This is a genomic window from Paraburkholderia rhynchosiae (assembly GCF_002879865.1).
Classification (GTDB): Bacteria; Pseudomonadota; Gammaproteobacteria; order Burkholderiales; family Burkholderiaceae; genus Paraburkholderia; species Paraburkholderia rhynchosiae.
Genome location: NZ_PNXY01000002.1, coordinates 327,399 through 351,567 on the forward strand (window position 1 = coordinate 327,399; position 24,169 = coordinate 351,567).

Annotated in this window: 30 protein-coding genes and 2 pseudogenes; 24 read left to right on the top strand and 8 right to left on the bottom strand. The window is 62.5% G+C overall.

The window, feature by feature from the left end; all coding sequences use genetic code 11:
* Positions 1-22 precede the first annotated feature (22 nt).
* The 14 genes and pseudogenes from C0Z16_RS03815 (at position 23) to C0Z16_RS38580 (ending at position 6,935) form a co-directional block, all read left to right on the top strand.
* Complete coding sequence (locus C0Z16_RS03815; protein ID WP_102630861.1) at positions 23-217, top strand: 4Fe-4S binding protein; 195 nt, start codon at positions 23-25, stop codon at positions 215-217.
* 50 nt (positions 218-267) lie between these two features.
* A complete protein-coding gene (locus C0Z16_RS03820) occupies positions 268-672 on the top strand; it encodes a HesB/IscA family protein (protein ID WP_102630862.1) in 405 nt (134 codons plus the stop codon).
* A gap of 15 nt (positions 673-687) precedes the next feature.
* On the top strand, positions 688-1,269 hold the full coding sequence (locus tag C0Z16_RS03825) for a hypothetical protein (protein WP_102630863.1): 582 nt from the start codon (positions 688-690) through the stop codon (positions 1,267-1,269).
* Positions 1,266-2,102, top strand: coding sequence for a 4Fe4S-binding leucine-rich repeat protein (locus tag C0Z16_RS03830; protein WP_102630864.1), 837 nt, complete (start codon positions 1,266-1,268; stop codon positions 2,100-2,102). Before C0Z16_RS03825 ends, C0Z16_RS03830 begins: the two co-directional genes overlap by 4 nt.
* Positions 2,095-2,475, top strand: a complete 381-nt coding sequence (locus C0Z16_RS03835; RefSeq protein ID WP_102630865.1) for a nitrogen fixation protein NifZ — start codon at positions 2,095-2,097, stop codon at positions 2,473-2,475. The genes C0Z16_RS03830 and C0Z16_RS03835 overlap by 8 nt, the downstream gene beginning before the upstream one ends.
* Entirely contained in the window at positions 2,472-2,747 is a 276-nt protein-coding gene (locus C0Z16_RS03840; RefSeq protein WP_102630866.1) for a nitrogen fixation protein NifZ, read from the top strand. The genes C0Z16_RS03835 and C0Z16_RS03840 overlap by 4 nt, the downstream gene beginning before the upstream one ends.
* Positions 2,744-3,115, top strand: a complete 372-nt coding sequence (locus C0Z16_RS03845) for a DUF3024 domain-containing protein (RefSeq protein WP_102630867.1) — start codon at positions 2,744-2,746, stop codon at positions 3,113-3,115. Before C0Z16_RS03840 ends, C0Z16_RS03845 begins: the two co-directional genes overlap by 4 nt.
* Before the next feature lie 77 nt (positions 3,116-3,192).
* A complete protein-coding gene (locus C0Z16_RS03850; RefSeq protein ID WP_244201151.1) occupies positions 3,193-3,582 on the top strand; it encodes an aminotransferase class V-fold PLP-dependent enzyme in 390 nt (129 codons plus the stop codon).
* Positions 3,583-3,612: 30 nt separating this feature from the next.
* Positions 3,613-3,831 (top strand): putative nitrogen fixation protein NifT, encoded by a 219-nt coding sequence (nifT, locus tag C0Z16_RS03855; protein ID WP_007177241.1) that lies wholly within the window; start codon positions 3,613-3,615, stop codon positions 3,829-3,831.
* A 1-nt stretch (position 3,832) separates the two neighbouring features.
* A complete protein-coding gene (locus C0Z16_RS03860) occupies positions 3,833-4,111 on the top strand; it encodes a hypothetical protein (protein ID WP_102630868.1) in 279 nt (92 codons plus the stop codon).
* The gene (locus tag C0Z16_RS03865) at positions 4,098-5,261 is read left to right on the top strand and encodes a DegT/DnrJ/EryC1/StrS family aminotransferase (RefSeq protein ID WP_102630869.1); all 1,164 of its coding nucleotides are present in this window, start codon (positions 4,098-4,100) and stop codon (positions 5,259-5,261) included. The genes C0Z16_RS03860 and C0Z16_RS03865 overlap by 14 nt, the downstream gene beginning before the upstream one ends.
* Before the next feature lie 10 nt (positions 5,262-5,271).
* The gene (locus C0Z16_RS03870) at positions 5,272-6,114 is read left to right on the top strand and encodes an SIR2 family NAD-dependent protein deacylase (protein WP_102630870.1); all 843 of its coding nucleotides are present in this window, start codon (positions 5,272-5,274) and stop codon (positions 6,112-6,114) included.
* A gap of 55 nt (positions 6,115-6,169) precedes the next feature.
* A pseudogene (locus tag C0Z16_RS03875) lies at positions 6,170-6,457 on the top strand (2Fe-2S iron-sulfur cluster-binding protein); the annotation flags it as partial.
* A gap of 16 nt (positions 6,458-6,473) precedes the next feature.
* Entirely contained in the window at positions 6,474-6,935 is a 462-nt protein-coding gene (locus C0Z16_RS38580) for an NAD(P)/FAD-dependent oxidoreductase (protein ID WP_146014275.1), read from the top strand.
* Positions 6,936-7,133: 198 nt separating this feature from the next.
* Here the strand turns inward: C0Z16_RS38580 and C0Z16_RS38350 are convergent, their stop codons facing one another.
* The 4 genes from C0Z16_RS38350 to C0Z16_RS03900 all read right to left on the bottom strand — a co-directional run bounded on the left by C0Z16_RS38350 (position 7,134) and on the right by C0Z16_RS03900 (position 9,030).
* Positions 7,134-7,475 (bottom strand): OsmC family protein, encoded by a 342-nt coding sequence (locus C0Z16_RS38350; RefSeq protein WP_175130653.1) that lies wholly within the window; start codon positions 7,473-7,475, stop codon positions 7,134-7,136.
* Positions 7,476-7,505: 30 nt separating this feature from the next.
* Complete coding sequence (locus tag C0Z16_RS03890) at positions 7,506-7,742, bottom strand: FmdB family zinc ribbon protein (RefSeq protein ID WP_018423182.1); 237 nt, start codon at positions 7,740-7,742, stop codon at positions 7,506-7,508.
* Between the two features lie 185 nt (positions 7,743-7,927).
* Entirely contained in the window at positions 7,928-8,065 is a 138-nt protein-coding gene (locus C0Z16_RS38585; protein ID WP_244201152.1) for a thioredoxin domain-containing protein, read from the bottom strand.
* Positions 8,066-8,355: 290 nt separating this feature from the next.
* Positions 8,356-9,030 (bottom strand): OmpW/AlkL family protein, encoded by a 675-nt coding sequence (locus C0Z16_RS03900; RefSeq protein WP_102630873.1) that lies wholly within the window; start codon positions 9,028-9,030, stop codon positions 8,356-8,358.
* 211 nt (positions 9,031-9,241) lie between these two features.
* Between C0Z16_RS03900 and C0Z16_RS03905 the strand changes: the two are divergent.
* A pseudogene (locus C0Z16_RS03905) lies at positions 9,242-10,248 on the top strand (IS110 family RNA-guided transposase).
* Between the two features lie 178 nt (positions 10,249-10,426).
* Here C0Z16_RS03905 and C0Z16_RS39535 read toward each other — a convergent pair.
* Positions 10,427-10,654: an aldehyde dehydrogenase family protein gene (locus C0Z16_RS39535; RefSeq protein ID WP_146014283.1), complete on the bottom strand. Its 228-nt coding sequence runs from the start codon at positions 10,652-10,654 to the stop codon at positions 10,427-10,429.
* A 455-nt stretch (positions 10,655-11,109) separates the two neighbouring features.
* Between C0Z16_RS39535 and hemN the strand changes: the two genes are divergently transcribed.
* The 6 genes from hemN to C0Z16_RS03940 all read left to right on the top strand — a co-directional run bounded on the left by hemN (position 11,110) and on the right by C0Z16_RS03940 (position 18,028).
* Complete coding sequence (gene hemN / locus C0Z16_RS03910) at positions 11,110-12,513, top strand: oxygen-independent coproporphyrinogen III oxidase (RefSeq protein ID WP_102631007.1); 1,404 nt, start codon at positions 11,110-11,112, stop codon at positions 12,511-12,513.
* A gap of 477 nt (positions 12,514-12,990) precedes the next feature.
* Positions 12,991-13,887, top strand: a complete 897-nt coding sequence (cyoA, locus tag C0Z16_RS03920) for a ubiquinol oxidase subunit II (RefSeq protein ID WP_167403482.1) — start codon at positions 12,991-12,993, stop codon at positions 13,885-13,887.
* 3 nt (positions 13,888-13,890) lie between these two features.
* On the top strand, positions 13,891-15,897 hold the full coding sequence (gene cyoB, locus C0Z16_RS03925) for a cytochrome o ubiquinol oxidase subunit I (RefSeq protein ID WP_102630875.1): 2,007 nt from the start codon (positions 13,891-13,893) through the stop codon (positions 15,895-15,897).
* Between the two features lie 3 nt (positions 15,898-15,900).
* Entirely contained in the window at positions 15,901-16,509 is a 609-nt protein-coding gene (gene cyoC / locus C0Z16_RS03930) for a cytochrome o ubiquinol oxidase subunit III (RefSeq protein WP_102630876.1), read from the top strand.
* Entirely contained in the window at positions 16,510-16,842 is a 333-nt protein-coding gene (cyoD, locus tag C0Z16_RS03935; protein WP_102630877.1) for a cytochrome o ubiquinol oxidase subunit IV, read from the top strand.
* A gap of 103 nt (positions 16,843-16,945) precedes the next feature.
* Complete coding sequence (locus C0Z16_RS03940) at positions 16,946-18,028, top strand: fatty acid desaturase (protein ID WP_244201155.1); 1,083 nt, start codon at positions 16,946-16,948, stop codon at positions 18,026-18,028.
* A gap of 9 nt (positions 18,029-18,037) precedes the next feature.
* On the opposite strand, the gene C0Z16_RS03945 is transcribed toward C0Z16_RS03940, so the two are convergent.
* The 3 genes from C0Z16_RS03945 to C0Z16_RS03955 all read right to left on the bottom strand — a co-directional run bounded on the left by C0Z16_RS03945 (position 18,038) and on the right by C0Z16_RS03955 (position 19,691).
* Positions 18,038-18,550 (bottom strand): ankyrin repeat domain-containing protein, encoded by a 513-nt coding sequence (locus C0Z16_RS03945; protein ID WP_244201156.1) that lies wholly within the window; start codon positions 18,548-18,550, stop codon positions 18,038-18,040.
* 76 nt (positions 18,551-18,626) lie between these two features.
* The gene (locus C0Z16_RS03950) at positions 18,627-19,235 is read right to left on the bottom strand and encodes a hypothetical protein (RefSeq protein ID WP_102630880.1); all 609 of its coding nucleotides are present in this window, start codon (positions 19,233-19,235) and stop codon (positions 18,627-18,629) included.
* Between the two features lie 36 nt (positions 19,236-19,271).
* Positions 19,272-19,691: a group II truncated hemoglobin gene (locus tag C0Z16_RS03955; RefSeq protein WP_102630881.1), complete on the bottom strand. Its 420-nt coding sequence runs from the start codon at positions 19,689-19,691 to the stop codon at positions 19,272-19,274.
* Positions 19,692-20,070: 379 nt separating this feature from the next.
* Here C0Z16_RS03955 and nifH point away from each other — a divergent pair, with 379 nt between their 5' ends.
* From nifH to nifK, 3 genes are all read left to right on the top strand, one after another.
* Complete coding sequence (gene nifH / locus C0Z16_RS03965; RefSeq protein WP_102630883.1) at positions 20,071-20,952, top strand: nitrogenase iron protein; 882 nt, start codon at positions 20,071-20,073, stop codon at positions 20,950-20,952.
* 103 nt (positions 20,953-21,055) lie between these two features.
* Positions 21,056-22,519 (top strand): nitrogenase molybdenum-iron protein alpha chain, encoded by a 1,464-nt coding sequence (nifD, locus tag C0Z16_RS03970; protein WP_102630884.1) that lies wholly within the window; start codon positions 21,056-21,058, stop codon positions 22,517-22,519.
* Positions 22,520-22,593: 74 nt separating this feature from the next.
* Positions 22,594-24,153 carry a nitrogenase molybdenum-iron protein subunit beta gene (gene nifK, locus C0Z16_RS03975; RefSeq protein WP_102630885.1) on the top strand — a complete coding sequence of 520 codons (1,560 nt, stop codon included), beginning with the start codon at positions 22,594-22,596 and terminating at the stop codon, positions 24,151-24,153.
* Positions 24,154-24,169 lie beyond the last annotated feature (16 nt).

Below are 24,169 nucleotides of genomic sequence, written 5' to 3' on the forward strand. Positions count from 1 at the left end.
ACAGGACAACAGGAGAGCCTCCATGCCTCTGAAGATTATTGGGTCCACCTGTACGGGATGCTCGGCCTGCGAACCGGAATGCCCCAATGTCGCGATCAGCGAGAAAGGCGGCGTGTTCGCGATCGACCCCAAGAAATGTACCGGATGCGAAGGGCACTTTGACGACCCGCAGTGCGTCGCCGTGTGTCCCGTGGACGGCTGCATCGTTCAGGTTTGAGTCTGGCTCGTGGCCGGGCCGGCCATTCATCCATCAGGAGACTACGCATCATGCTGTCCAACGTAACTGTTACGAGCGCCGCCGAGAAGTTCATGCGTCGTATCGTGCGCTTTTCGGGCCTGCCGGCTGGCGCCGGCTTTCGTCTGGTGGTGAGCGCCGGCGGCTGTTCCGGCTATACCGCGAAATTCACCGCCGAGCCGGCGCTGCAACCAGGCGAACAGGAACTCGACATCAACGGCCTGCGCGTATTCCTGCCGGCTGAAAGCCGGCTGATGCTCGAAGGCATAACGATCGATTTCGCCGACACGCCAACCCAGTCCGGCTTGATCTTCTTCAATCCGAACCAGGCCGCTTGTGGTTGCAGCAGTGCGGAGTCGGCGCCGCCGGGCGTGGCGACCATCGATGTCAGCGCGATTGGCCGCGGGCGGCCGCCGCTGCCGCGTCAGTTCTCCTGAAGAGGAGCGATGGCGATGGAGTCTGGCGACCGTGCCCTCGACGACGCAATGACCGCGTTTGCGCAGAGCGCGATTGGCGGCGGCTTGCCGTCAGGCGTCAATGCATTGATCGCCGAGGCGGGTCGGCTGCGCGAGCGCCCCGACGAGGCGCTCGCGCTGTTGCAACGCGCCCGAGCCGCCGCGCCGCGCCATCCGGTGCCGTTGATCGCGCTGTACCGCTTTTACTTCTACGGCCATCAATTGGCGCAGGCGCGTGCGATCGGCGAAGACGCGGTGGCGGTCGCTCGCACCGCGCTGGGCTCAAATTTCGGCGACGAACCGCTTGCGGCTGCGATCGTGACCACGCCTTATGACGCGGCCGCGCGTTTTTATCTGTTCACGCTGAAAGGCCTCGCGTACCTCAACATGCGTCTCGGCGACTTTGAAGAAGCGCGCATGCTACTGCGCGAATTGCGCCGGCTCGATCCCGAAGACCGGGTGGGCGGCGCGCTGCTTTCGCAGGTCTTGGATCGTCATGAGACCGGCGTCGGGTCCGACGATGCAATGGATGCGCTGAGTGAGTATCCGACGCGCGGCTGGACGGGGACGCAACCATGAGCGTACAGAACGTGCGCGTACCAGGCGGCGACTTTACACCGCGTCGCTGGCAGGGCGGCCCGCTCGACTGCGCCGGCTGCGGGTATGTGCGGTTCCGCGAGTTGCCGGCGGAGCACGGTCGCGGGCCAGGTCACGCGTGCATGCAGGATGCGTACGCGCGCCGCATCGAGCGTTTCCTTCACTGGCATCCTGAACTGGCCAACGAGCAGCTTGCGCATCCGTACTTCGAGGTGCGCCCAATCGCCGCGAGTCACGCCGATGTCTTTTGTCTGCCCGCATTGCTCGGCGACCCGGACGAGATGGTCCGGCTGCAGCTCGCGTTGCGATTGCCGCAGGCGCAACTGGCGCGCCTGATCCACGATCCGCATCGCGAGGTGCGGATTCGCGTGGCGCAGCGCCTGTCGTCTGCTGCATTGGTCGGCATGCGGGGCGATTCCGACTACGGCGTGCGCGAATGGGTGGCTCAGCGTCTGCCGCTCGCGCTGCTGCCGCAGATGATCGGCGACCCTGATCGCGTAGTCCGGATGCGACTGGCCGAGCGTCTTGAGATGCCCGCGCTGCTGCGTATTGGCGACGACAGCGAGGCCGAGGTACGCCGCAGCGTCGCGGAGCGTCTGCCCGCGACGCTGCTATCGCGCCTCGCGTTCGATCCCGATTGGCGAGTGCGCTGGGAAGTCGCGGGGCGCGCCGCTGGCGAAATCGTGGCGTCGCGGGTGGACGACGCGGACGAAGAGGTGCGCGCGCTCGCGCGGCAGCGCCGGCAGTCGGGCGAGGTCGCGAACCTGATGACCACTGGACAGACGCAACGATCAGCGGGAGTGAAGCATGGCTGACATCAACCGCGACGACGACCTGATCGAGGTCGCGTTTCCCCCGCGCTTCAACTACGGCGAGCGCGTGATCGCACGCGCGGTGATCCGAAACGACGGCACCTACAACGGCAAGGACATCGGCGAAGTGCTGGTGAACAAGGGCGAGTTCGGCTACGTCACCAGCATCGACACCTTCCTTCAGCGGTTCTATATCTACGCAGTGGAGTTCGTCGAGAGCGGCCACCGTGTCGGCATGCGCGCGAAAGAGCTATGCACGCTCGACAACCTGCCGGACGTTGTGCTGCAAGGCTTGGGCGAGCGGGCCGAAGCGCTGCACAAGATCGGCACACGGGTCCAGCTGGAAACGTCGCAACCGCAGGAGCCGTCAGCATGAGTATCGAACCGGTTCAGCCTGCTTATCAGTGGGGCATGCGCGTGATCGCGCTGGATGACCTGTGCAACGACGGCAGCTTTCCGGAGCGCGGCCAGGACGATTGTCTGGCCGAGGCGGGTACGGTCGGCGAAATCGTCAACGTCGGCCGGGTGGTTGAGAGCGGCGAGCCGGTCTATATGGTGGAGTTCGGCAACTGTGTCGTCGGATGCACGGAGAATGAAATTGCGCCCGCACCCGCCGGCCTGCTACCCGAAGAAGGAGCCATGTCATGACGGTTCAGGCGAGCGCGCCAGAAGCGGCGCCGGCGCGCGACGGTTTGCGCGCGGGCCGCCCGTTCGACCTGACCCAGCGCCAGATCGAGCAAGCGTTGCGCGAGCGTACCCGCTACCGCTATGTGGTGCCGCGCGTGCTGCGCGATGGGCAGGGGTTCCGTGTCGAGAGCCCGTGCTGCTCCCACAATGTCGACGCGAATGGCGGGCTGATCGACATAGCCTGGCTCACGCGCGATGAAGACGGTATGTGGCACCTGAGCGCGCGCGATCATGCGTCGCACCGATGGATGCCCCAGCATGAGAGCACCAATCTGGCCGAGCTGCTGGATACGCTGTGCATCGATCGCGAATGCGTGTTCTGGCCGTGAAGCAAACTAACGGAGCCGGGCGACGATCTATCTCGATCACAACGCGACCATGCCGCCAGCCTCCGCCGTGGCAGGCGATGCTGTCCATCTTGACGGATGTGCGGGGCAACGCGTCGTCGCAGCATGCCGGCGGGCAGAAGGTGAAGGGCACGCTCGCTGCGGCCCGCGCGACGATCGCGCGAGCGCTCGGTTGCAAGCCCGCAGAGTTGATCTTCACCAGCGGCGCCACCGAAGCCAATCACCTGGCCGTGTGCGGGCTGCGCGCGGCGGCGCCGGAGGGCCGGCACCGTGGCGTATCCAGCGCGATCGAACATGCAGTGCACCTGAAGCTGGCGCGTGCGCTGGCTGCACGCGGCGGTGCGGCTGCGCTCGGCGAAATCACTACGGCGCAGGACATTGAGTACGTGCTCGCCCATCTGCCACCGTTGCTTCGTCCACTGCTGGAGGAAGCAGCGCATTCCGCTTGAACCTGTCATCAATCTCCGGAGTCCGCAACCATGAAAGTCATGATCCGCAAGGACAGCAAGGGCGCGCTGAGCGCCTACGTGCCAAAGAAGGACCTGGAAGAGCCCATTGTCGCGATGGCGCAGCCCGGGATGTGGGGCGGTCTCGTCACGCTCGCGAACGGCTGGCAACTCGAATTGCCCGCGATGGCCGACGATACGCCGCTGCCGATCACGGTCGAAGCGCGGCGCATTGCTGGCGTGGAGGAGTGAGATGAGCCTGAACGCCGAGCAATTGGACTTCGCGGCGGACCTGCTCCGCACGGCACCGACGCTACGCGACGCCGCCGCGCAATGGCACGAACGTTATCCCGAGGTGCGCACAATGCATGTCAGCGCAACGGTGATGCGCGACGAGACAGCAGCGCTTCGGTTCGGTGTGCGCAGTATCTATTTCGCGATGTCGGCCGGGCATTGCAGGTCCATCACGCAGCGGCCTGAAGAGGCCGATGCGTTGATCCTGACCGAGGAGAAGGCACATGGAAATCGATGAGATCGCGCTGAGCGAACCGGCCTGCGCCGCGCGCGAGATCGATCTCGTCAACGCGGTGCTGCAATCCTCGCGTTGGAGCGACGGGCCGATACTTGATTCATTCGAGCGCGCGTTTGCGGGCTGGGTTGGCCGGGAGTATGCGGTCGCGGTCGCGAGCGGCACGCTCGCCACCTGGATTGCGTTGCGCGCGATGGGGATCGGCCCGGGAGACGAGGTGGTCTGCGCGTCGCACGCCTGGCATCAGGTGGCGCAGGCGATCACGCTGGCGGGAGCCGTGCCGGTGTTCGCCGACATCGACTACTGGAGCGGTTGTCTGAGCGCCGAAAAAGCCGCGCAGAAGATCGGCCCTCGCACGCGCGCGATCCTCGCCGGCAACACCAACGGCCACCCGGCTGCGTGGGCGCTGCTGCGCGAACTGGCCGACGCGCAGCGCCTGCGGCTGATCGAAGACAGTACTGAGGCGTTGGGCTCGCGCTACCGGGGCCGCAACGTGGGCTGTTTCGGCGACGTATCTGTGTTCGACTTCTCCAGCCCGTCCGCGCTGTGCACAGGAGCGGGCGGCATGCTTGTCACCGACGATGACGAACTCGTCCATGAACTGCGCTATCTGCGCGAGCGGCGCGTGACGGACCGCGCGTCCGTCTCGGTCGGCTCGTGGGTGCCGCTGCAGGCGGGCATCAGTGATCTGACCGCCGCGCTCGGTCTCGCGCAACTGGCCGAACTCGACACGCGCCTCGCGCAGCGAAAGCAGGTCGAGACCTGGTATCACGAAGAGATGCAAAGCTTCGAAGGGATCAAGCCGGCCTACGTGGCCGAGGACGTCGAAGAAGTGCACTGGATGCTTTACGTTGTGCATTTGGGCAAGCGTTTTACGCAGAGCGCGCGCGCCCAGATGATCGACGACATGAAATCTTGCGGCATTGAGACGGTGGCCTACAGCCATCCGCTGCATCAGCAGTTTCACTACATGAACGCGGGCGATGCGATCGGCCGCAAGAGCGGCCTGTTGCCCGACACCGAGCGCATCGGCGATCGCGCGCTGGCGCTGCCGCTGCACACGCTGCTCGACACCGACCGGGTCAAGTACATCGTCAAGACGCTGAAAGACACCGCGACCAACGTGGGCGCCGGCGCCGCCATTTATCTGTGAGGCGCACTCCATGACCGTTTCAGTCCAGACCATCGCCGAACGCCTGTGTGCGGGCGGCGTCATTCCGTACCTGGGACCAGCGCTGCTCGCGCTGTGCCCCGATACGGCCGTCCCTGCCACGCCGCTCGCGCTCGCCGAAATCATCACGGCCAAGGTCAGCGTGCTGCAGAAGATCCGCACCCGGCTGACCCAGGCGGCGCAGTTCATCGAGAACTTCAAGCATCGCAAGTCGCTGGTGAGCGTCATGAATGAGGCCTTCGCAATGACGCCGACGCCGTCGGCACTGCATTGCGCGCTGGCGGCGATCGGCGCCGGGCTGGTTGTCGACAGCTGGTACGACGACACCTTCGCCTGCGCGCTGGCGCAGGCGCGGCCGCAGGGCGGCTGGGCGCAGTTGCAGGGGCTGTCGCAGGCCGAGCATTTCGGCCATTGGTTCGCGGCCTATAGCGCAGACGGCGCGTTGCTGGATGACGTGCCGGCCTCGGGCGCGCTGCTCTACAAGCCGATTGGCGGCCGTGCGCCGGCCTCTAACTACCTGGTCTCTGACAGCGACTTCGTCGAAGTCATGACCGAGATCGATATCCAGACGCCCATTCCGCCCGCCGTGCAGGCGTGGCGCAGCGGTCGCAGTTTTTTGTTTCTGGGCTGCCGTTTCGACGACCAGCTCACACGCAGTTTCGCGCGCCAGATCATGAAGCGCTCCTCCGACATGCACTGGGCCGTGCTGCCCGACGAACCGACGCGTATGGAGGCGCGCTTCCTCGAAGAGCAGAGCATCACATGCATCGCGATGCCGCTGGACGGGTTCGCCGAAGCGTTGGTGGATGCCTTGCAACCCGCACTGGCCGCGTGAAGCGTGGCCGCTATTCATCGTTCTTCATCCGTAGCCTTTTATCAAGATCGCCATCATGACCACACTGACCGTACTGCCTTCGGGCAAGACCTACGACGTTGCCGCCGGCGCGACCCTGCTGCAGGCACTGCTCGCCGTAGGCGAGAGCATCGAGCACAAGTGCAACGGCAAGGCCGACTGCGGAACTTGCCACCTGTTCGTACAGGAAGGGCGCACGAGCCTGTCGAAGATCCAGCGGCTCGAAAACGACAAGCTCGATAGGCTCGTGGACATCGGCTCCAGGTTGCGCCTCGCCTGTCAAGCCGTGCTGGCCGCAGAGCCGGTGACCATCGAACTGCTGACTTCGTCTGAGCGGCGAGATGACCGCGGTCGAATCGCTGGTGGTCGACGTGGCCATCGTCGGCGCGCGTCTAGGCGGCCTCGCGCTGGCGCGCGTACTGCATGCGCACGACGTTTCCGTCGTGGTCATCGAAGCGCGCGAGGGCGGCCGTGCTGACGCAATGTTGCGAAGCCACCGGCGAGACGCTGGGCCTCGTTCCGGCTGGTTCTGGCCCGATGCGGAGCCGCCCATCACCGCGCTGCTCGACGAACTCGAACTGGGTATGCCGAGCGTGCGGCAGCACGACCCCGGCGATGCGCGTTGGCTCTCGACCTTAACCGCGAACCGCAGCGGCGCGAGGGGCCGCTTGGGACGCATGCCGGGGGCGCGCCACATCGCAGGCGGGACGGCGCGTCTGGTCGATACGCAGGCTGCCGCGCTTCTGGCAGCCTGCGTGCGGACCGGCAGCGCGTTGCTGATGCTGCGTGACCGCGGCGCCTAGCTTGAACTGCAAACCGGAAGTAGCGCTGCGACACGCGTGCTGCGTGCCCGCCGGGCGGTACTCGCGTTGCCGCAGCGGCTGGTCGCGGCGCATGTCAGGTTCGATCCGCCGCTGCCCGCGCTGCTTGCTGACGCGCTCGCGGCCACACTGACCCTGCTGAGCGCGGCGCTGGCGTTCAACAACACGTCCTGCGCGTTGTCAGAACTTCCCTGGCGAGCACCACCCGGACGCGGCGCTGCTACGTGCGATCGCGCTCGAATTGAACGCGCGTCTCGTGCATGCCTGTCCGGACAACGATCCTGCGGCCGTGCCGGCATGACCCGCAGCGCCGCTATCGAAACCAGCGCGCGGCTGGCGATCATCGAGCAGGCCGGCACGGCGGCGATGATCCTGACCGAAGGCGGGGATCCGGGTAGCGTCGAGATGCGGGCAGATGCCCTTCGCGCGTTCCAGCAGGCTGTCGGCGGTGGCCTGTTCCAGCGTGCCGGCCATGAAGACGGTGAGACTGAGTGCCATCCCGTAGGCGCCCTCGAGGTTCATATACATCGACAGCGCGATTCCCCGTTCGGCTCAGCGCAGCAGCTTGCGGCGCTCGGCGGGCGAATAGTTGCTGAGGTGCCCTTCGCGCGCCGCCTGACGCCGCGCGCAGGAAATGATCGCGCGGCTCTTGCCGGGCGAGGCCGGCGCGCTGACCTGCTTGTCCAGCGCGGTGCCGCCGCATTGCGGGCAGACGGGCGTGTGGCCAGCGCGTACCAGCGTTTCGAATGCGTGGCCGCAGGCCGCGCAACGGTAGTCGTACAGGGGCATAGTGATCAGATCTCCGTTTCAGGTGGATGGGGCGCAGCGGATCGCCCGTTGGTGCGAGCTGTGGTCCGTCATTGCGGCGCAGCCTTCGTGCGGCATGTCCGGGGCCGGTGCGTGCGCGCCGAGCCCGATCCAGGTGTGTACCAAGGCCGCATTGAAGCCGACCATGCGGCGCTCGTCGCATTGCATCAGTAGCCGGCGAGCAGCGGCTCGGCCAGCAACAGCGCCAGCGCGACGTTGGCGTCGATCGTTTCCGGCACCACTTCGCTCGACTTGATGCGCGGTGCCGCGCGGTAGAACCTCTCGCTGACCGGCCGCGGCGCCATGAAGGCCCGCAGCGTGCGGCGATCCAGAGCCAGCTCAGTAGTTGCGCCCGTCGAGTGTGTGGCCGGCTATGCGCAGCAGGGCTTTCTGGCGCGCATTGCCGGAGCAGCCGGGTTTTTGGGTGAGGTGGGCCATTGCCGGGGTTTTCAGTTTTGACGCAGCAGTTGCAGGCAGTCGAGGCTGGCCGCCATGTCGAGGGCAGTGAAGTCGTCCTGGTAATGCACAGCCGGATCGGCGACCAGCCTGAGCAGCGTGCGCACTTAACAACGGAATGGGACACTCGCTGCGCTCGCTAGAACTTCATCCCGACGCCTATTCCCAGTACCAGTGGGTCGATGTCCAGTCGGCCCAATGAACTGCCGCCGACCGAGGCGTCCGTGTGCATCCAGATCTTCTTGATATCCGCGTTGAGAAAGACGGTCTTCGTGATCTGCACGTCGACGCCAGCCTGCACCGCCGGACCGAAGCTGCTGCGTGACACCTGGATGCCTTCGGAGCCCACGCTCAGGCCGTCGTTGTAGAAGTACGTGTAGTTGACCCCCGCGCCGACATACGGTCGGATCATGCCGGCAAGGTTGAAGTGATATTGCAGCAGCAGCGTCGGTGGCAGCACGTTCACGCCACCCAGATCGCCGAGGCCAGACGTCACGTGGTGCCGCGAGGTGCCGAGAATCAGCTCGATGCCGATCGCGTCGCGGATCATGTAGGTCAGGTCCAACTCCGGCACGAGTGCGTTATTGACACCCACGCCGAGCGACGACAACGTGCCGCTGGTGTGTACTTCCGGCTCGATAGAGATGGCACGCAGACGCACGAGCACGTCACCGGCGTGGATCCCATCCGCCGGCACCTCGCCTGCCATCGTGCTTCCGTTCGCGCTTACGTCATCCGCGTATGCCCGCACTTCGAACAAACCGGTAGCGCACAGGCTTGCCACGATCATCACGGCCTTAATCATGTGCTTCATCGCTTTCCCCTTGTTGATGTATGCGGGGAATTGTCGACGCGCAAATCAGGGCTGCCCTTGCGTAGGATCAACCGATCCCGAGCCCGAAGTCAAGATGCGACATTGGGTCACGCGTCGGAACGTCGAGATTGCGGGAGCCTTGAGCCTGATGGCATGAACTCCCGCCCCCTTCTGGGCGACACTTACCTCACCAATTCCCGGGAGAACGTTAATGCCTGCACTTACCATTGGCCTGGATGTCGCGAAAAACGTGTTTCAGATTCATGGCGTCGATCGCCATAGCAAAACGGTAGTACAGCGGAAACTTCGCCGAGCTGAGGTGTTGAAGTTCTTCGCAAAACTGGAATCCAGTCTGGTTGGTATCGAGGCCTGTCACGGCTCCCATTTCTGGGCCCGTGAGCTAACCTCGTTGGGACACACGGTCCGCCTGCTGCCGACACAATATGTGAAGCCGTTTCTGCTCGGTGGCAAGAACGACGCGAATGACGCGGCGGCGATTTGCGCGGCAGTGACGCGCTCAGGCATTCACTTCGTTGCGATCAAGAGCGCTGAACAGCAGTCGCTGCAGTCGGTTCATCGCATGCGCCAACGGCTCATCCAGGAGCGGACAGCGAAATCGAATCAGATCCGGAGCATGTTTGCTGAAGAGGGTGTGATCTTCCCGGTCGGACTTCCGCAATTGAGAAAGGGAGTGGTTGAACTCGTCAACAATCCCGATTCCCCCATTACCGCTTTGCTCAGACGGCTTGGCTCGATGTACCTCGAGCAACTGAAGGCACTGCAGCAATGGCTCGACGAACTTGCTGCCGAGATAGCGAGATCTTCAAGAGCAATGAAGGCTGCCAACAGCTCGCTACCGTTCCAGGAATCGGGCCCGTGATCGCGACCGCGCTCATCAGCAGTGTCGGTGATCCGTCCCAGTTCAGGAACGGCCGGCAATTTGCGGCCTGGCTGGGGCTGACGCCGAGGCAAAAATCCAGCGGAGGCAAAACCAGGTTAGGCGGTATCACAAAGCGCGGCGACACTTATCTCCGAACCCTGCTTGTAGAGGGCGCCCGCGCGGTCATGCACTTCGTGAACCGTCGCGACGATCGGCACAGTCGCTGGATCAAGGCTGTGATGCAACGCCGCCACGTGAGTATTGCTTTATTTCTTTCGCGATTGCGCAAGAAGCGGCAAGCATGGCGAACCGGTCGGACCGGCGCTTGCAGATCCTGATATATCCGGCGGCTGTGGTACGAAGCCAGAAGGCCGATGAGGAGCAAGCGCGCAAATTTCCATGCTGGCTCGTGCAGCAGCAAGCACATCAGAAGCCGAATGCACGGACGCAGTCGTGACCCTCAAAATGCAAACCAATCTTGCTCATAGGCGGGAGTCCATGTACGGCTATTGGCCTTCAACCGCATTGACTGGTACCAAGATGTTTCTCGCACCGGGAGACACCGATTTCGCAGCCATTACCGGACTGCCTGCAGCCGCCGAACGCCACAGCCATGCGCGATGCTCCGCAGTTGAGATCAATTTGGCGGGTGCGAAAACGCCGCGCGGCACGCGTCGTACCCAGTGCCCGACCACTCAGGCTGTACGGCAGATCGTTGGCAATTCGTGCCGCTGCCGAAGCCAGTCAGCTTCCCGAAGAAGCCGTTGTCAAGGCTATCTAGCGCACCCGACCCGCCCGTATCTGACGCTTTCCCGTCCTGGATGCCCTTCCGGACGCTCGGCCGCAGGCTCTGCCGTCACCATCAACACGAGCTCGCCGGGGCGTGACGTCCCGTTGCCCGGTCGCAGGCACGTAATTTCAGGCGGCCGGCTTCGCGAGATTGCGCGCCTGAGCGTAGCGCTATCCCAGAACGAACGTCCGTGCATATCACGAACACGTCCCGCGCCTCACCTCTCACCTACACAGGACTACCGCGCTCACGACACCTCGTATTGATACAGATCAGCGCTTTCCGGGCTCCATGCAGGACAATCGGGGCAGCCGTGTTCGCCGCGCTGTCCGCGCGGAAGGTTCTGGAGATGGAGATGAAGAAACGAATACACCGCGAAGCAGACTATCAGCCGAAGCAGAGCACGCGGATGCGGGAAGCAGCATCCCGAGCGCCTGACAGTCCGAAGATTCCCGCGGAGGTGGTTCGCCACTTCGACCGTTCGGGGCCTCGCTATACCTCATATCCCACCGCAGATCGATTTCATCCCGGGTTCGAGGAGCGGGCATACAAACGTCAGCTTGCCGCTCGTGCTACTGCCGAGAATAATCCGCCGCTCTCCCTATATGTTCATCTGCCGTTTTGCAGATCACTCTGCTACTTCTGCGCATGCAACAAGGTCATTACGCACGACCATGGCTGCAGCGCTAGATATCTGAGCTACCTCGTTCGTGAGATGGACCTGGTCGCGTCACATCTCGGACCTGACCGGCGAACCGTGCAGCTGCATCTGGGAGGTGGAACGCCGACCTTCTTCCCTGTTGCCGAGCTCGAAGACCTTGTCCAGCAACTGCAGAACCGCTTCGCGTTCTCGATCGACGCAGAACTTGCCATCGAAATTGATCCGCGAACCGTCAGCAACAAAACGCTTTCACCACTCGCGCGCCTTGGCTTCAACCGAGCGAGCTTCGGCGTACAGGACTTTGCTACCGACGTTCAGCAGGCCGTCAATCGCATCCAGCCACTCGATGTGGTGGAACGCGCACTCAGCGGCGCACGCGATGCGGGATTTCCCTCAATTAACGTCGACCTGATCTACGGTTTGCCGCAGCAGACTGCCGCCAGCTTTGCCCGCACACTGGACGAGGTGATCCGGCTGGCGCCTGATCGCGTCGCTCTCTACAACTACGCGCACTTGCCAGACCGCTTCAAGGCCCAGCGATTAATTGACGCAGCCCGATTGCCATCGACCGAGGAGCGCCTGCGCATATTTTTGCTCTCGGCCCAGCGCTTTCTCGATGCCGGATACATCTACATCGGTCTCGACCATTTCGCCAGACCCGACGACGAGCTGAGCATTGCGTTGCGCAACGGTAGCCTCCATCGCAATTTCCAAGGCTACACGACGTACGCGGAGTGCGATCTGGTCGGCTTCGGTGTGTCGGCCATCGGCAAGATCGGCAGCGCTTACAGTCAGTCGACGAGCTCGTTGCAAAGCTACTACCGATCACTCGACGAAGGCCGGCTGCCGGTCGAACGCGGAATTGCCCTATCGCCTGACGATGCGTTGCGTCGGGAGGTGATCATGACGCTCATGTGCAGCGTGCCGCTGAATTTCGCGGCGATCTCGCTAGCCCATCAGATCGACTTCGTCCGCTATTTCTCAAGTGAGCTTACCGCCCTGGAACCATACCGGGAGGCGGGACTGGTGAGCATCGATGGAAACGGCATCTCGATTCCCCCGAAAGGCCGGTTCTTCGTGCGCGCAGTGGCCATGGTGTTCGACGGTTATCTTGAGCGCCCCTCGAGCGCGTCCTGGTCAAAACTGATCTAGCGGCACGACCGCCGGTGGCTCGCGCAAACAACGCGACGAGACGTGTTCGTCGAACTCCGAAATAGCAACGCCAAGGTGCGTATTCGCTGATCCGGATCAGATTGTCCCGCGCATCGAGAATGCTGCGAGCGTTGCATTACCCGCAAACCGCACCGTCAGCAAGGTGTTCCCCTGTTCACAGGGGCGCCGTAAAGTCTGTCCTTCGTTCCGCGCCACGTCCCCGTTACGACCCTCGATTGCCAGATCGAGGCCATCCCTCGCAGCCTGGCTCTGCTTCAGTTCAGCCATGAAGACATGGGCGATCGCCTGATATAGCCCGCGCACTGCGTCAGTGCACCGCACCCCGCCGCTTTATTCATTCTTGATCGACATCAATCACAAAGCTGGCCAGTTGTCGGACCATGACGCTGCGAGTGTGATGCCGCATGCGTCAAGCCAGCTTCAGGTCAAATGTGCCACAACCCGAACGTAACCACTATGACAGACAGAAAAGCCTTAAGGAAACGGTCGATAGCCATCGTCACGACATTGAGCGCCTGTCTATCGGGATGTGATCTGACTGTGCTTGATCCAAAAGGGAGCGTCGGCGCGGCCGAGAAGTCGCTGATTGCCACTGCCACGTGGGCGATGCTGATCGTCGTGATCCCGGTGATCCTGCTGACGCTGTTCTTCGCATGGCGCTACCGTGCGTCGAACCGTCACGCGGTCTATGCACCCAAATGGGCGCACTCGACGGCGATCGAGATCGTCGTCTGGACGATCCCCGCCCTGATCATCCTGTACCTCGGTATTCTGACGTGGCGCACCACGCATGAGCTCGACCCGTACCGGCCGCTGCAGTCGAGCGTGAAACCGATCGACGTCGAGGTGGTCGCGCTCGACTGGAAGTGGCTCTTCATCTACCCGGACCTCGGCATTGCGTCGGTGAACCAGCTCGCCGTGCCAGTCGATACGCCGGTGAACTTCCGGATCACGTCGGACTCGGTGATGAACTCATTCTTCATCCCGCAACTCGGCACCCAGGTATATGCAATGATCGGCATGCAGACCCGTCTGCACCTGATCGCGGATGCACCGGGAAATTTCGAAGGCATGTCCGCCAACTTCAGCGGCAAGGGATTCGCCGACATGAAGTTCCGCACGCTCGCGACGAGCCTCACCGACTTCGACGCATGGGTGCGGAAGGTCAAGGCTTCGCCGGACCGCCTGAGCATGGACGAATACGCCGAAGTCGCGAAGCCGAGCGAGAAGCAGTCGGTACGCTACTTCTCATCGATTGACCAGCACCTGTTCCGCAACATCGTTGCCCGATACAACAACGGCAACGTCACGGCCTTCCGCGACGCCGCCTGTCGCACGCAGACCACGGAGTAAGCCATGTTTGGAAAACTCACGCCCGGCGCGATTCCGTTCGATCAGCCGATCATCATGGGCGCGGCCGCGTTCATGGCGCTCATCGTGCTGGCGGTCATCGCCACGCTCACGAAGCTCGGCCGCTGGAAGTGGCTCTGGACCGAGTGGCTGACAAGCGTCGATCACAAGAAGATCGGCATCATGTACATCATCGTCGCGGTGCTGATGCTCGTGCGCGGTTTTGTCGACGCCGTAATGATGCGGCTTCAGCTCGCGATCGCGTTTCACGGCCCCGGTTACCTGCCGCCGCACCACTACGACCAGATATTCACCGCGCACGGTGTCATCATGATTTTCTTCATGGCGATGGCGCTGATGGTCGGCCTCTTCAATCTTGTCGTGCCGCTGCAGATCGGCGCGCGCGACGTCGCCTTTCCGTTCCTGAATTCGCTGAGCTTCTGGATGACGGCGATCAGCGCGATCCTGATCAATCTGTCGCTCGTGATCGGCGAGTTCGCGCAGGTCGGCTGGCTCGCGTATCCACCGCTGTCGGAGCTGCAGTTCAGTCCGGGCGTCGGGGTCGACTACTACATCTGGAGTCTGCAGCTCTCCGGCGTCGGTACGCTGATTACCGCGATCAACTTCTTCGTGACGATAGTCAAGCTGCGCGCCCCCGGCATGACGCTGATGAAGATGCCGGTGTTCACGTGGACCGCGCTGTGCTCGAACGTGCTGATCATGGCAACGTTCCCGATCCTAACCGTGACGCTCGCACTGCTCGGCCTCGACCGCTACGCAGGCATGCACTTTTTCACAAATGAGCTCGGCGGCAACGCGATGCTGTACCTGAACCTGATCTGGGCGTGGGGCCACCCGGAGGTGTACATCCTCGTGCTGCCCGCGTTCGGCATCTACTCGGAAGTGATAGCGACCTTCGCGAAGAAACCGCTGTTTGGCTACAGAACGATGGTCTACGCGTCGTGCGCGATCACGGTGCTCGCATTCCTCGTGTGGGCGCACCACTTCTTCACGATGGGTTCCGGCGCGGACGTTAACGCGTTCTTCGGCATTATGACGATGGTCATCGCGATTCCCACGGGCGTGAAAATCTTCAACTGGCTGTTCACGATGTACCGCGGTCGCATCGAGTTCACCGCACCCGTGCTGTGGACGATCGGCTTCATGGTCACGTTCACGATCGGCGGCATGACGGGCGTGATGATGGCGATCCCGGGCGTGGACTTCGTGCTGCACAACAGCCTGTTCCTGATCGCGCACTTTCACAACGCGATCATAGGCGGCGTCGTGTTCGGCTATCTCGCAGGCTTCCACTACTGGTTCCCGAAGGCGTTCGGCTTCAGGCTTAACGAGAAGCTCGGCAAGCGGGCGTTCTGGTGCTGGTTCGTCGGCTTCTACGTGTCGTTCGTGCCGCTCTACGTGCTCGGCTTCATGGGCATGACCCGGCGCCTGAATCACTACGACAACCCGACCTGGCATCCCTGGCTGTTCGTCGCCGCATGCGGCGTAGTGCTGATCGCACTCGGTGTCGTGCACCAGATCGCCCAGGTCGTCGTGAGCGTGATCCATCGCAACGAGCCGGAATACGGCGACCTGACGGGCGACCCGTGGAACGGCCGCACGCTCGAATGGGCCACCGCGTCGCCGCCCGCTGTCTACAATTTCGCGCGCATACCGGTCGTCCACCAGCTCGACGCGTTCGCGCACATGAAGGAAAGCGGCGCAGCAAATGCCGCACTGGCGCATTACGAGGACATCCACCTACCGTCGAACACCGCGGACGGGTTCCTGATCGGCGCATTCAGCCTCGTGCTCGGCTTCGCCGGCGTCTGGCACATCACGTGGCTCGCCGTGCTGGCCTTCGTCGCGATCGTGGCCGCGCTGATCGCGCGTAGCTTCCGCGACGACCATGGCTACGTGATTCCGGCCTCGCGCGTGCGCGAAATCGAAGCACGTCGCGGCAGCGCACGCACCCCGGCCGCCCTTGAACTACCCGAATCCGCGGAGACCTGATCCATGTCGCAATCTGCATTACTCGTCCATCACGGCAGGTTGAGCGCTGACCACGGCCCAACGCCCACCGTGTTCGGCTTCTGGCTGTACCTGATGACCGACTGCGTGCTGTTCGCGTCGCTGTTCGCCGTGTTCGCCGTAATGGCGCACCAGTTCGCGGGTGGTGCGTCCGGACGGGACCTGTTCGACATCCCGGGTGTCGCACTTGAAACCGGCGCGCTGCTGCTGAGCAGCACCACCTACGGCTTCGCGATGGTCGGCGCGCAGCGCCAGGGGCGTGGTGCCGTGATCAGCTGGCTCCTCGTGACGTTCGTGCTTGGCGCGCTGTTCCTCTCGTTAGAGCTGCGCGAGTTCTCGCACCTGGTCGCCGACGGTGCTGGGCCCAGTCGCAGCGCCTTCCTGTCGTCGTTCTTCACGCTGGTTGGCACCCACGGCCTGCACGTGACAGCCGGCCTCGTCTGGATGGCCGTGCTCGTCGTGCATGTCGTCCGCTCGCCTGAACTGTCCGGTCGCGACCTCACGAGTCTGACATGCCTGAGCCTCTTCTGGCACTTCCTCGACATCGTGTGGATCTGCGTGTTTTCGTTTGTCTATCTCGGGAGCGTGCTCTAAATGGTCCATTCACACTCGACGTCCACGACCGCCTCGCGTGGTGACGTCGCTAGTTATATCACCGGTTTCGTGCTTGCCGTGGCGCTGACTGCTGGCTCATTCTCGATCGTCACGCAACGGTTGCTGCCGTCCGGTTCCGCGATTGTGGCGCTCGCGTTGCTGGCGTTCGTGCAGATCGTCGTGCAACTGGTAACGTTCCTGCATCTCGACCTGTCGCGCGGCCAGCGCTGGAACGTGCTGGCGTTATGCTACACCGCGCTCGCCGCGCTGTTCCTGATCTTCGGCACGATCTGGGTGATGCACAATGTCAGCATGAACATGATGTCGCGCTGACTCGCCACCAGCGCGAAACGGTCTGGTCACATCATCGCGGACACGGCATGCAGCCGTCGGCGCGTGCGTGGTGTTGTGCTGCACCGCTCTACCGGTCTTCTTCATGAACAGTCCGAATCACCCCGTTCCCGCCAATGAGCCATTGCCCCATCGCAAGGTCATCCGCTCGTGGCTGACGCCGTTCGCCGAACGCCGCACCGCCTACGCGCTTCTGCTGCTCGTGTTCGACTACGTTTTGCTATTGTGTGCGCTCGCCGCGAGCGTGTTCGCGCACGGGTTCGTGCTGAAGACCGTATTCGGATGCATGGCGGGCTTCGTCATCGGACGGCTCTTCGTCATCGGTCACGACGCATGTCATGAGAGCCTGACCCGGCACCGCACGCTCAACCGCTGGCTGGGCCGGATCGCCTTCCTGCCGTCGCTCACGCCGTACAGCCTATGGCAAGTGGGTCACAACGTGGTGCATCACGGCTACACGAACCTGAAAGGCGTCGATTTTGTGTGGGCACCGCTGACGATCCAGGAATATCGCGCCTTGAGTGGGCCACGGCGCGCACTGGAACGTATCTATCGCAGCGGCTGGGCGCCCGGTCTCTACTACATGATCGAAATTTGGTGGACGAAGATGTTTTTCCCGTCGCGAGCCGCAATGCCGACGCGGCGCCCCGTGTTCTTCCGTGACTGCACGCTGGTATCGGTGTTCGCACTGCTGTGGATCGGCGCGCTCGCGTGGATCGCTCGCGCGACGCAGCGGGGGGTAGTCCCGTCAATCGCATGCGGGTTCGGGGTGCCGTTCCTGTTCTGGTGCGCGATGGTGGGTTTCGTCGTGTACGCGCACCACACGCATCCGCAAATCCGCTGGTACGACGATCGCGCGAAATGGGGGCGTTCAGATCCGTTCGTATCCACGACGGTGCACTTGACCTTTCGCTGGCGTTTTGGCGCGCTGTTTCATCACATCATGGAGCACACCGCGCATCACATCGACATGAGTCTCCCTCTATACGGGCTCGTCGGTGCTCAGCGAACCCTCGAAGCGATGCTTCCGGAACGGATCGTCGTGCAGCGGTTTTCATGGCGTTGGTACTTCGACACCGCACGAGGCTGCAAACTATACGATTTTTCGACTGATCAGTGGACCGATTTCGCTGGTCGCGCGACGCACGTCCCTCTTAAGACTCGCTAACAAAGCCTGTCATCCGAAAGCAAGCAGCAGTTGCAGCCCGAGGTCGGCTGCCATGTCGAGCGCGCTGCGGCCATCCGGTGCGCACAGTTCTGCGTTCGCCCCATGCGCAAGCAGCATCTGCAGGACGTCGAGGCGACCGCTCGCGGCTGCCTGCATCGGGCATGTGATGTCGTCGTCGTTCACATGGTCGATCGGCGCGCCGGCGTCGATCAGCCGCAGGATGGTCGCGGGGCCGCCGTGCAGGCACGCGTACCAGAGCGCATGGTTGCCGTCGTCATCGAGCGCGTCGGCGCGTGCGCCGAGTGCGAGCAACGCTTCGACCACCGCGTCCTCGCCATGCTGCGCGGCGCGCATCAACGGGGTTTCGCCGTTCAGGCAGCGCGAATGGGGAGCAGGGAAGCCGTGGTACGCCAGCCAAGTGGAAAGTGCGGCGGGCACGATCGTTTCGAGTTGTGCATCGGGGTTCCGGACAACGCGCGAGGCCAGGCGTTCGCGGACGACGAAAGCAGTGTCAGTGTGCATGATCATGGTCGCGTTCGGGTGCAAGGGAACATCGGTTGGCGCAGCCGCGCGGGCGGCAGCCGTTGGGCCCCGCGCTTCAGACAGGCCGGTTCTCGTTGGGGTTGCGCACCGGCCCCATCAATTCAAGCCCTTCGCTGTAGGTGATCGTCTCGAAGGTCACGTCGAACTTGATGGCCGCGTCCGCTACCGCATCCAGCTTGCCGCCTGAGTCCTTCTTCTTCAATTCGTTCTTTTCGAGGTGCAGCAGTTGGAGCATCTCGTTGTAGACGGTGGACTCGAAAATCGGCAACACATAGAACATCGCGTCCTTGTATGGCACCTGATATCGCTTGCTCAGGTCCATGTTGTCGCAAAAAAGAAAGTACTTGCCACCCGCCGAGAGCGTGTCGCTGAGCACCCCGGCCACGTCCTTCAGATGCTCGAAGCTCAACAGATACCCGGCGAAGAACGGCAAGTGCTTATGGCCGATCGTCGCGCATGCCATCACCTGATCGCAGGTCAGCTCCGGCGGCCGCGCTTCGTCGGCGAGCTTCGGGGCAAACCGCAGAGCAAGTTCGCCGCGGAAGCCGACCCGGTCGAGCCTGCTCGTCAGCCCCTTGAGAACCGGGTTGAGCAGACGGCCTTCATGTTCGAGACGGGCGAACGCGGTGTCGTCGATCTCCTTGTGCGCGAGCGTTTCGGTCATCACAGATCCTTGGGTTAAACAGCGTTGAAGAGGGATTCACGTCTGCGTATTGCGCATCCGGTCGGCGATTTTGAAAAAGGCCTGCATCAGTTCATCGCGTAGCACCGGATCGACACCCGTCTCGTCGAACGCGGCGCGCATGCAAGCTAGCCACGCATCCCGTTCGGCGGTGCCGATCGCGAATGCGGCATGACGCGTGCGCAGCCGTGGTTGGCCGCGCTGTGCCGAGTACCGCTTGTCGGCGCCGAGCCATTCGCACAGATACAGCACCAGCACGGCCTTCGTCGAAGACAGGTCCGGGTGATGCATCGCGCGAATGCGCTGCGCGTCGGCCCGCGTATCCATGTGCCGATAGAACGCATCGACCAGGCGGATGACGGCGGTCTCGCCGCCTAGACGGTCGAAGTGCGTCTCGCGCGGCACGGGTCGCGAAGCTTGGGAGGCTGGTGTGTCCATGGCGCGATCAATGCAATAACCGAACCAGGCCGCAACCCGGCGATTGTCCGGCTGCACGCAGGCCAATACGACAGAAATCGCACGACAAACGCGCCCGAATGGTTTCATTGGCGACGAAGTTCGCGTGGTTTGTCGCGAAATCGACAAGACAGAAGAGGAGTCCGCAAAAGTCCCGAACCAACCGCCGCAGCGCGGCGGGGCGGACGCGTCGCAGTACCGCTGGTGACGTGGCACAGAAGCTGCGTTTGGAGTCCAGCGCGGACACAGGTCCGGCCGATGCGTGACTCGATATAAGAAGACCCATACAGGCACGACAGGCTGACATGGTCGCGGTTACGCAACCCTGGTTTCAACCCTTCTTCCTGAATGGAGAAATGCAATGTCTAAACTTCGGCAAATCGCTTTCTACGGTAAAGGCGGTATCGGCAAGTCGACCACCTCGCAGAACACCCTGGCTGCCCTGACTGAACTCGGGCAGAAGATCCTGATCGTCGGCTGCGATCCCAAAGCGGACTCTACCCGTCTGATCCTGCATGCAAAGGCGCAGGACACGATCCTGTCGCTAGCGGCCGAAGCCGGCTCGGTGGAGGACCTCGAACTCGAGGACGTGATGAAGATCGGCTACCGCAACATCCGTTGCGTGGAGTCCGGCGGTCCGGAACCGGGCGTCGGCTGCGCGGGCCGTGGCGTCATCACGTCGATTAACTTCCTCGAAGAAAACGGCGCCTATGACGGCGTGGACTACGTGTCGTACGACGTGCTTGGCGACGTGGTGTGCGGCGGTTTCGCAATGCCGATTCGTGAGAACAAGGCGCAGGAAATCTACATTGTGATGTCCGGCGAAATGATGGCCATGTATGCGGCCAACAACATTTCAAAGGGCATTCTGAAGTACGCGAACAGCGGCGGTGTGCGGATCGGCGGGCTCGTGTGCAACGAGCGTCAAACCGACAAGGAACTCGAACTCGCCGAAGCGCTGGCGAAGATGCTCGGTTCGAGGCTGATCCACTTCGTGCCGCGCGACAACATCGTGCAGCACGCCGAGCTGCGCCGCATGACGGTGATCGAGTTCGCGCCCGAATCCAAACAGGCGGAAGAGTATCGCCAGCTCGCCACCAAGGTGCACAACAACGCGGGCAACGGCACGATCCCGACTCCGATCACGATGGATCAACTGGAAGACCTGTTAATGGAGCACGGAATCATGACGTCCATCGACGAATCGCAAGTCGGCAGGCCTGCAGCGGAACTGACCGCCTAAGCGAGCGCCGCTGCGCGCGGCCCGGTGTTCTCCTTCACGCGATGAACCGGGCCATGCCGGCCACCCGCTGCCAGGCTTGATACTCACCCTATGGAGCATTCCCATGAGCGTCACTGTTGAAGAGCGCAAGGCCGCGAACAAGGCCCTGATCGATGAAGTGCTGAGGGCCTATCCGGAGAAGATGGCCAAACGGCGCGCCAAGCATTTGGGCACCTTCGAGGACGGCAAGCCCGACTGTGGTGTGAAATCGAACATCAAGTCGTTGCCGGGCGTGATGACGATTCGCGGTTGCGCGTACGCCGGCTCGAAGGGCGTGGTCTGGGGGCCCATCAAGGACATGATCCACATCAGTCATGGTCCGGTCGGTTGCGGCCAGTACTCGTGGGCCGCGCGTCGCAACTACTACATCGGGACTACTGGTATCGACACCTTCGTGACGATGCAGTTCACGTCGGACTTCCAGGAAAAGGACATCGTCTTCGGCGGCGACAAGAAGCTCGACAAGATCATCGACGAGATTCAGGAACTGTTTCCGCTGAACAAGGGCATCTCGATCCAAAGTGAATGCCCGATCGGCCTGATCGGCGACGACATCGAGGCCGTCTCGAAGAAGAAGAGTGCGCAGTATGAAGGGCACACCATTTTGCCGGTGCGCTGCGAAGGTTTTCGCGGCGTCAGCCAGTCGCTGGGCCACCATCTGGCTAACGATGCGATTCGAGACTGGATATTCGACAAGGCCGATCCGGACAAGCGGCCCGAATTTGTTTCGACGCCTTATGATGTTGCGATCATCGGCGATTACAACATCGGCGGCGATGCCTGGTCGAGCCGGATTCTGCTCGAAGAGATCGGCCTGCGCGTGATCGCGCAATGGTCGGGCGACGGCTCGATCGCCGAGCTCGAGAACACGCCCAAGGCCAAGCTCAATTTGCTGCATTGCTACCGCTCGATGAACTATATCAGCCGGCACATGGAAGAGAAGTACTGCATTCCGTGGGCGGAATACAACTTCTTCGGCCCGTCGATGATCGAGAAGAGCCTGCGCGAGATCGCCAGCCACTTCGACGACACCATCAAAGCCAACGCGGAGAGGGTGATCGTCAAATATCGTCCGCTGGTCGATGCGGTGAACGCGAAGTTCAGAGCGCGCCTGCAGGATAAGACCGTGATGCTGTTCGTTGGCGGCCTGCGCCCGCGCCACGTGATCGGCGCCTACGAAGACCTCGGCATGAACGTGGTCGGCACCGGCTACGAATTCGGCCACAACGACGACTATCAGCGCACCACGCACTACGTGAAGGACGGCACGCTGATTTACGACGACGTGACCGGCTACGAATTTGAGAGGTTCGTCGAACAGGTCCAGCCCGATCTGGTCGGCTCCGGCATCAAGGAAAAGTACGTGTTCCAGAAGATGGGCGTGCCGTTTCGCCAGATGCACAGCTGGGACTATTCCGGTCCATATCATGGCTACGACGGCTACGCCATTTTCGCGCGCGACATGGACATGGCCATTTCCAGCCCGGTGTGGGGGCTCGCCAAGGCACCCTGGAAGAAAAACCCCTAAGCGCCGGCCACCGCACCGATCACCGGACTGATCGCCGGCCGGCAGGCCTTTGAATTGAATATCAGGAGCATCCCGTGCCCCAATCCGCAGACCAGATTCTCGATCAGGAACTCCTGTTCCGCGAGCCCGAGTACCAGAAAATTTTCCGGGCGAAAAAGGAAAATTTCGAGTTCAACCATTCAGACGAGCAGGTCAAGCAGATCGTCGAGTGGACCAAGAGCGAAGACTACCGGCAAAAGAACTTTGCACGCGACTCGCTCACCATCAACCCGGCCAAGGCCTGCCAACCGCTCGGCGCAGTGTACGTGGCCAACGGCTTTCACAAGACGCTCAGCTTTGTGCATGGCTCGCAGGGCTGTGTAGCGTTTTACCGCTCGCACTTCTCGCGTCACTTCAAGGAGCCGACCTCGTGCGTCAGCTCGTCGATGACCGAGGACGCGGCGGTGTTCGGCGGCATGAACAACATGATCGACGGCCTCGCAAATGCGTACAACCTGTACAAGCCCGACATGATCGCGGTCTCCACGACCTGCATGGCGGAAGTGATCGGCGACGACCTCGACGCGCTCATCAAGAGCAGCAAGCAGAAGGGCAGCGTGCCGGAAGACTACGACGTGCCGTTCGCGCACACGCCGGCCTTCGTCGGCAGCCACGTGACCGGCTACGACAACGCGCTCCTCGGCATCCTCAAGCACTTCTGGGACGGCAAGGCCGGTACAGCGACGGCGCTTGAGCGCGTGCCCGACGACAGCGTCAACTTCATCGGCGGCTTCGACGGCTACGTGGTCGGCAACATGAAGGAAATTCGCCGCATCTTCGATCTGTTCGGCGTGACGGTGAATATCATCTGCGACCCATCCGAAACGTGGAATACGCCGACCGACGGCGAGTTCCGGATGTACGAAGGCGGCACGACCAAGGAGGAAGTCGAGCGCGCGTTGAACGCGAAGGCGACCTTCGTGTTCCAGGAATACTGCTGCGAGAAGACCAGCAAGTTCATTGGCGAGCATGGCCAGGAAGTGGTGGTGCTGAACTCGCCGGTTGGCGTCGCGGGCACCGATCAGTTCCTGATGGAAATCTCGCGCGTGACCGGCAAGCCGATTCCGGCGCAACTGGAGAAGGAGCGAGGCCAGCTCGTCGATGCGATGGCCGACAGCCAGGCTCACTTGCATGGCAAGCGCTTTGCACTCTACGGCGACCCGGACCAGATGCTGGGCTACACGCAGTTCCTGCTGGAACTCGGCGCCGAGCCGGCTCACGTGCTGGCGACCAACGGCAACGAAACCTGGGCTGCGAAGGTGCAGGCGCTGTTCGACGCGTCGCCCTACGGCGCCGGCTGCAAGGTGTATCCGAAACGCGATCTGTGGCACATGCGCTCACTGCTGTTTACCGAGCCGGTGGATTTCCTGATCGGCAACACCTACGGCAAATATCTCGAGCGCGATACCAAAACGCCGCTGATACGCATGGTGTTCCCGATCTTCGATCGCCACCATTACCATCGCTTCCCGACCTGGGGCTATGAAGGTGGGTTGCGGGTGTTGGTCACGCTGCTGGACGAGTTCTTCGAAGCGCTCGACGCCAACACGATCGACGTGGCGAAGACCGACTACAGCTACGACATCATTCGCTGACGAGGAGAGCGCGGCC

What these genes read in the sequence shown, in the direction of transcription:
- C0Z16_RS03825 (WP_102630863.1), top strand. Translation starts at nt 688, where the DNA reads ATGGAGTCTGGCGACCGTGCCCTCGACGACGCAATGACCGCGTTTGCG.
- C0Z16_RS03870 (WP_102630870.1), top strand. Translation starts at nt 5,272, where the DNA reads ATGACCGTTTCAGTCCAGACCATCGCCGAACGCCTGTGTGCGGGCGGC.
- nifT (WP_007177241.1), top strand. Translation starts at nt 3,613, where the DNA reads ATGAAAGTCATGATCCGCAAGGACAGCAAGGGCGCGCTGAGCGCCTAC.
- cyoA (WP_167403482.1), top strand. Translation starts at nt 12,991, where the DNA reads ATGACAGACAGAAAAGCCTTAAGGAAACGGTCGATAGCCATCGTCACG.
- C0Z16_RS03830 (WP_102630864.1), top strand. Translation starts at nt 1,266, where the DNA reads ATGAGCGTACAGAACGTGCGCGTACCAGGCGGCGACTTTACACCGCGT.
- C0Z16_RS38580 (WP_146014275.1), top strand. Translation starts at nt 6,474, where the DNA reads ATGACCGCGGTCGAATCGCTGGTGGTCGACGTGGCCATCGTCGGCGCG.
- C0Z16_RS03860 (WP_102630868.1), top strand. Translation starts at nt 3,833, where the DNA reads ATGAGCCTGAACGCCGAGCAATTGGACTTCGCGGCGGACCTGCTCCGC.
- C0Z16_RS03850 (WP_244201151.1), top strand. Translation starts at nt 3,193, where the DNA reads ATGCTGTCCATCTTGACGGATGTGCGGGGCAACGCGTCGTCGCAGCAT.
- cyoB (WP_102630875.1), top strand. Translation starts at nt 13,891, where the DNA reads ATGTTTGGAAAACTCACGCCCGGCGCGATTCCGTTCGATCAGCCGATC.
- C0Z16_RS03840 (WP_102630866.1), top strand. Translation starts at nt 2,472, where the DNA reads ATGAGTATCGAACCGGTTCAGCCTGCTTATCAGTGGGGCATGCGCGTG.
- C0Z16_RS03835 (WP_102630865.1), top strand. Translation starts at nt 2,095, where the DNA reads ATGGCTGACATCAACCGCGACGACGACCTGATCGAGGTCGCGTTTCCC.
- C0Z16_RS03890 (WP_018423182.1), bottom strand. Translation starts at nt 7,742, where the DNA reads ATGCCCCTGTACGACTACCGTTGCGCGGCCTGCGGCCACGCATTCGAA.
- C0Z16_RS03900 (WP_102630873.1), bottom strand. Translation starts at nt 9,030, where the DNA reads ATGAAGCACATGATTAAGGCCGTGATGATCGTGGCAAGCCTGTGCGCT.
- C0Z16_RS38585 (WP_244201152.1), bottom strand. Translation starts at nt 8,065, where the DNA reads ATGGCGCCGCGGCCGGTCAGCGAGAGGTTCTACCGCGCGGCACCGCGC.
- cyoD (WP_102630877.1), top strand. Translation starts at nt 16,510, where the DNA reads ATGGTCCATTCACACTCGACGTCCACGACCGCCTCGCGTGGTGACGTC.
- cyoC (WP_102630876.1), top strand. Translation starts at nt 15,901, where the DNA reads ATGTCGCAATCTGCATTACTCGTCCATCACGGCAGGTTGAGCGCTGAC.
- C0Z16_RS03815 (WP_102630861.1), top strand. Translation starts at nt 23, where the DNA reads ATGCCTCTGAAGATTATTGGGTCCACCTGTACGGGATGCTCGGCCTGC.
- C0Z16_RS03950 (WP_102630880.1), bottom strand. Translation starts at nt 19,235, where the DNA reads ATGACCGAAACGCTCGCGCACAAGGAGATCGACGACACCGCGTTCGCC.
- C0Z16_RS03955 (WP_102630881.1), bottom strand. Translation starts at nt 19,691, where the DNA reads ATGGACACACCAGCCTCCCAAGCTTCGCGACCCGTGCCGCGCGAGACG.
- hemN (WP_102631007.1), top strand. Translation starts at nt 11,110, where the DNA reads ATGCGGGAAGCAGCATCCCGAGCGCCTGACAGTCCGAAGATTCCCGCG.
- C0Z16_RS03845 (WP_102630867.1), top strand. Translation starts at nt 2,744, where the DNA reads ATGACGGTTCAGGCGAGCGCGCCAGAAGCGGCGCCGGCGCGCGACGGT.
- C0Z16_RS03865 (WP_102630869.1), top strand. Translation starts at nt 4,098, where the DNA reads ATGGAAATCGATGAGATCGCGCTGAGCGAACCGGCCTGCGCCGCGCGC.
- C0Z16_RS03940 (WP_244201155.1), top strand. Translation starts at nt 16,946, where the DNA reads ATGAACAGTCCGAATCACCCCGTTCCCGCCAATGAGCCATTGCCCCAT.
- C0Z16_RS03820 (WP_102630862.1), top strand. Translation starts at nt 268, where the DNA reads ATGCTGTCCAACGTAACTGTTACGAGCGCCGCCGAGAAGTTCATGCGT.
- C0Z16_RS03945 (WP_244201156.1), bottom strand. Translation starts at nt 18,550, where the DNA reads ATGCACACTGACACTGCTTTCGTCGTCCGCGAACGCCTGGCCTCGCGC.
- nifD (WP_102630884.1), top strand. Translation starts at nt 21,056, where the DNA reads ATGAGCGTCACTGTTGAAGAGCGCAAGGCCGCGAACAAGGCCCTGATC.
- C0Z16_RS38350 (WP_175130653.1), bottom strand. Translation starts at nt 7,475, where the DNA reads ATGAACCTCGAGGGCGCCTACGGGATGGCACTCAGTCTCACCGTCTTC.
- nifH (WP_102630883.1), top strand. Translation starts at nt 20,071, where the DNA reads ATGTCTAAACTTCGGCAAATCGCTTTCTACGGTAAAGGCGGTATCGGC.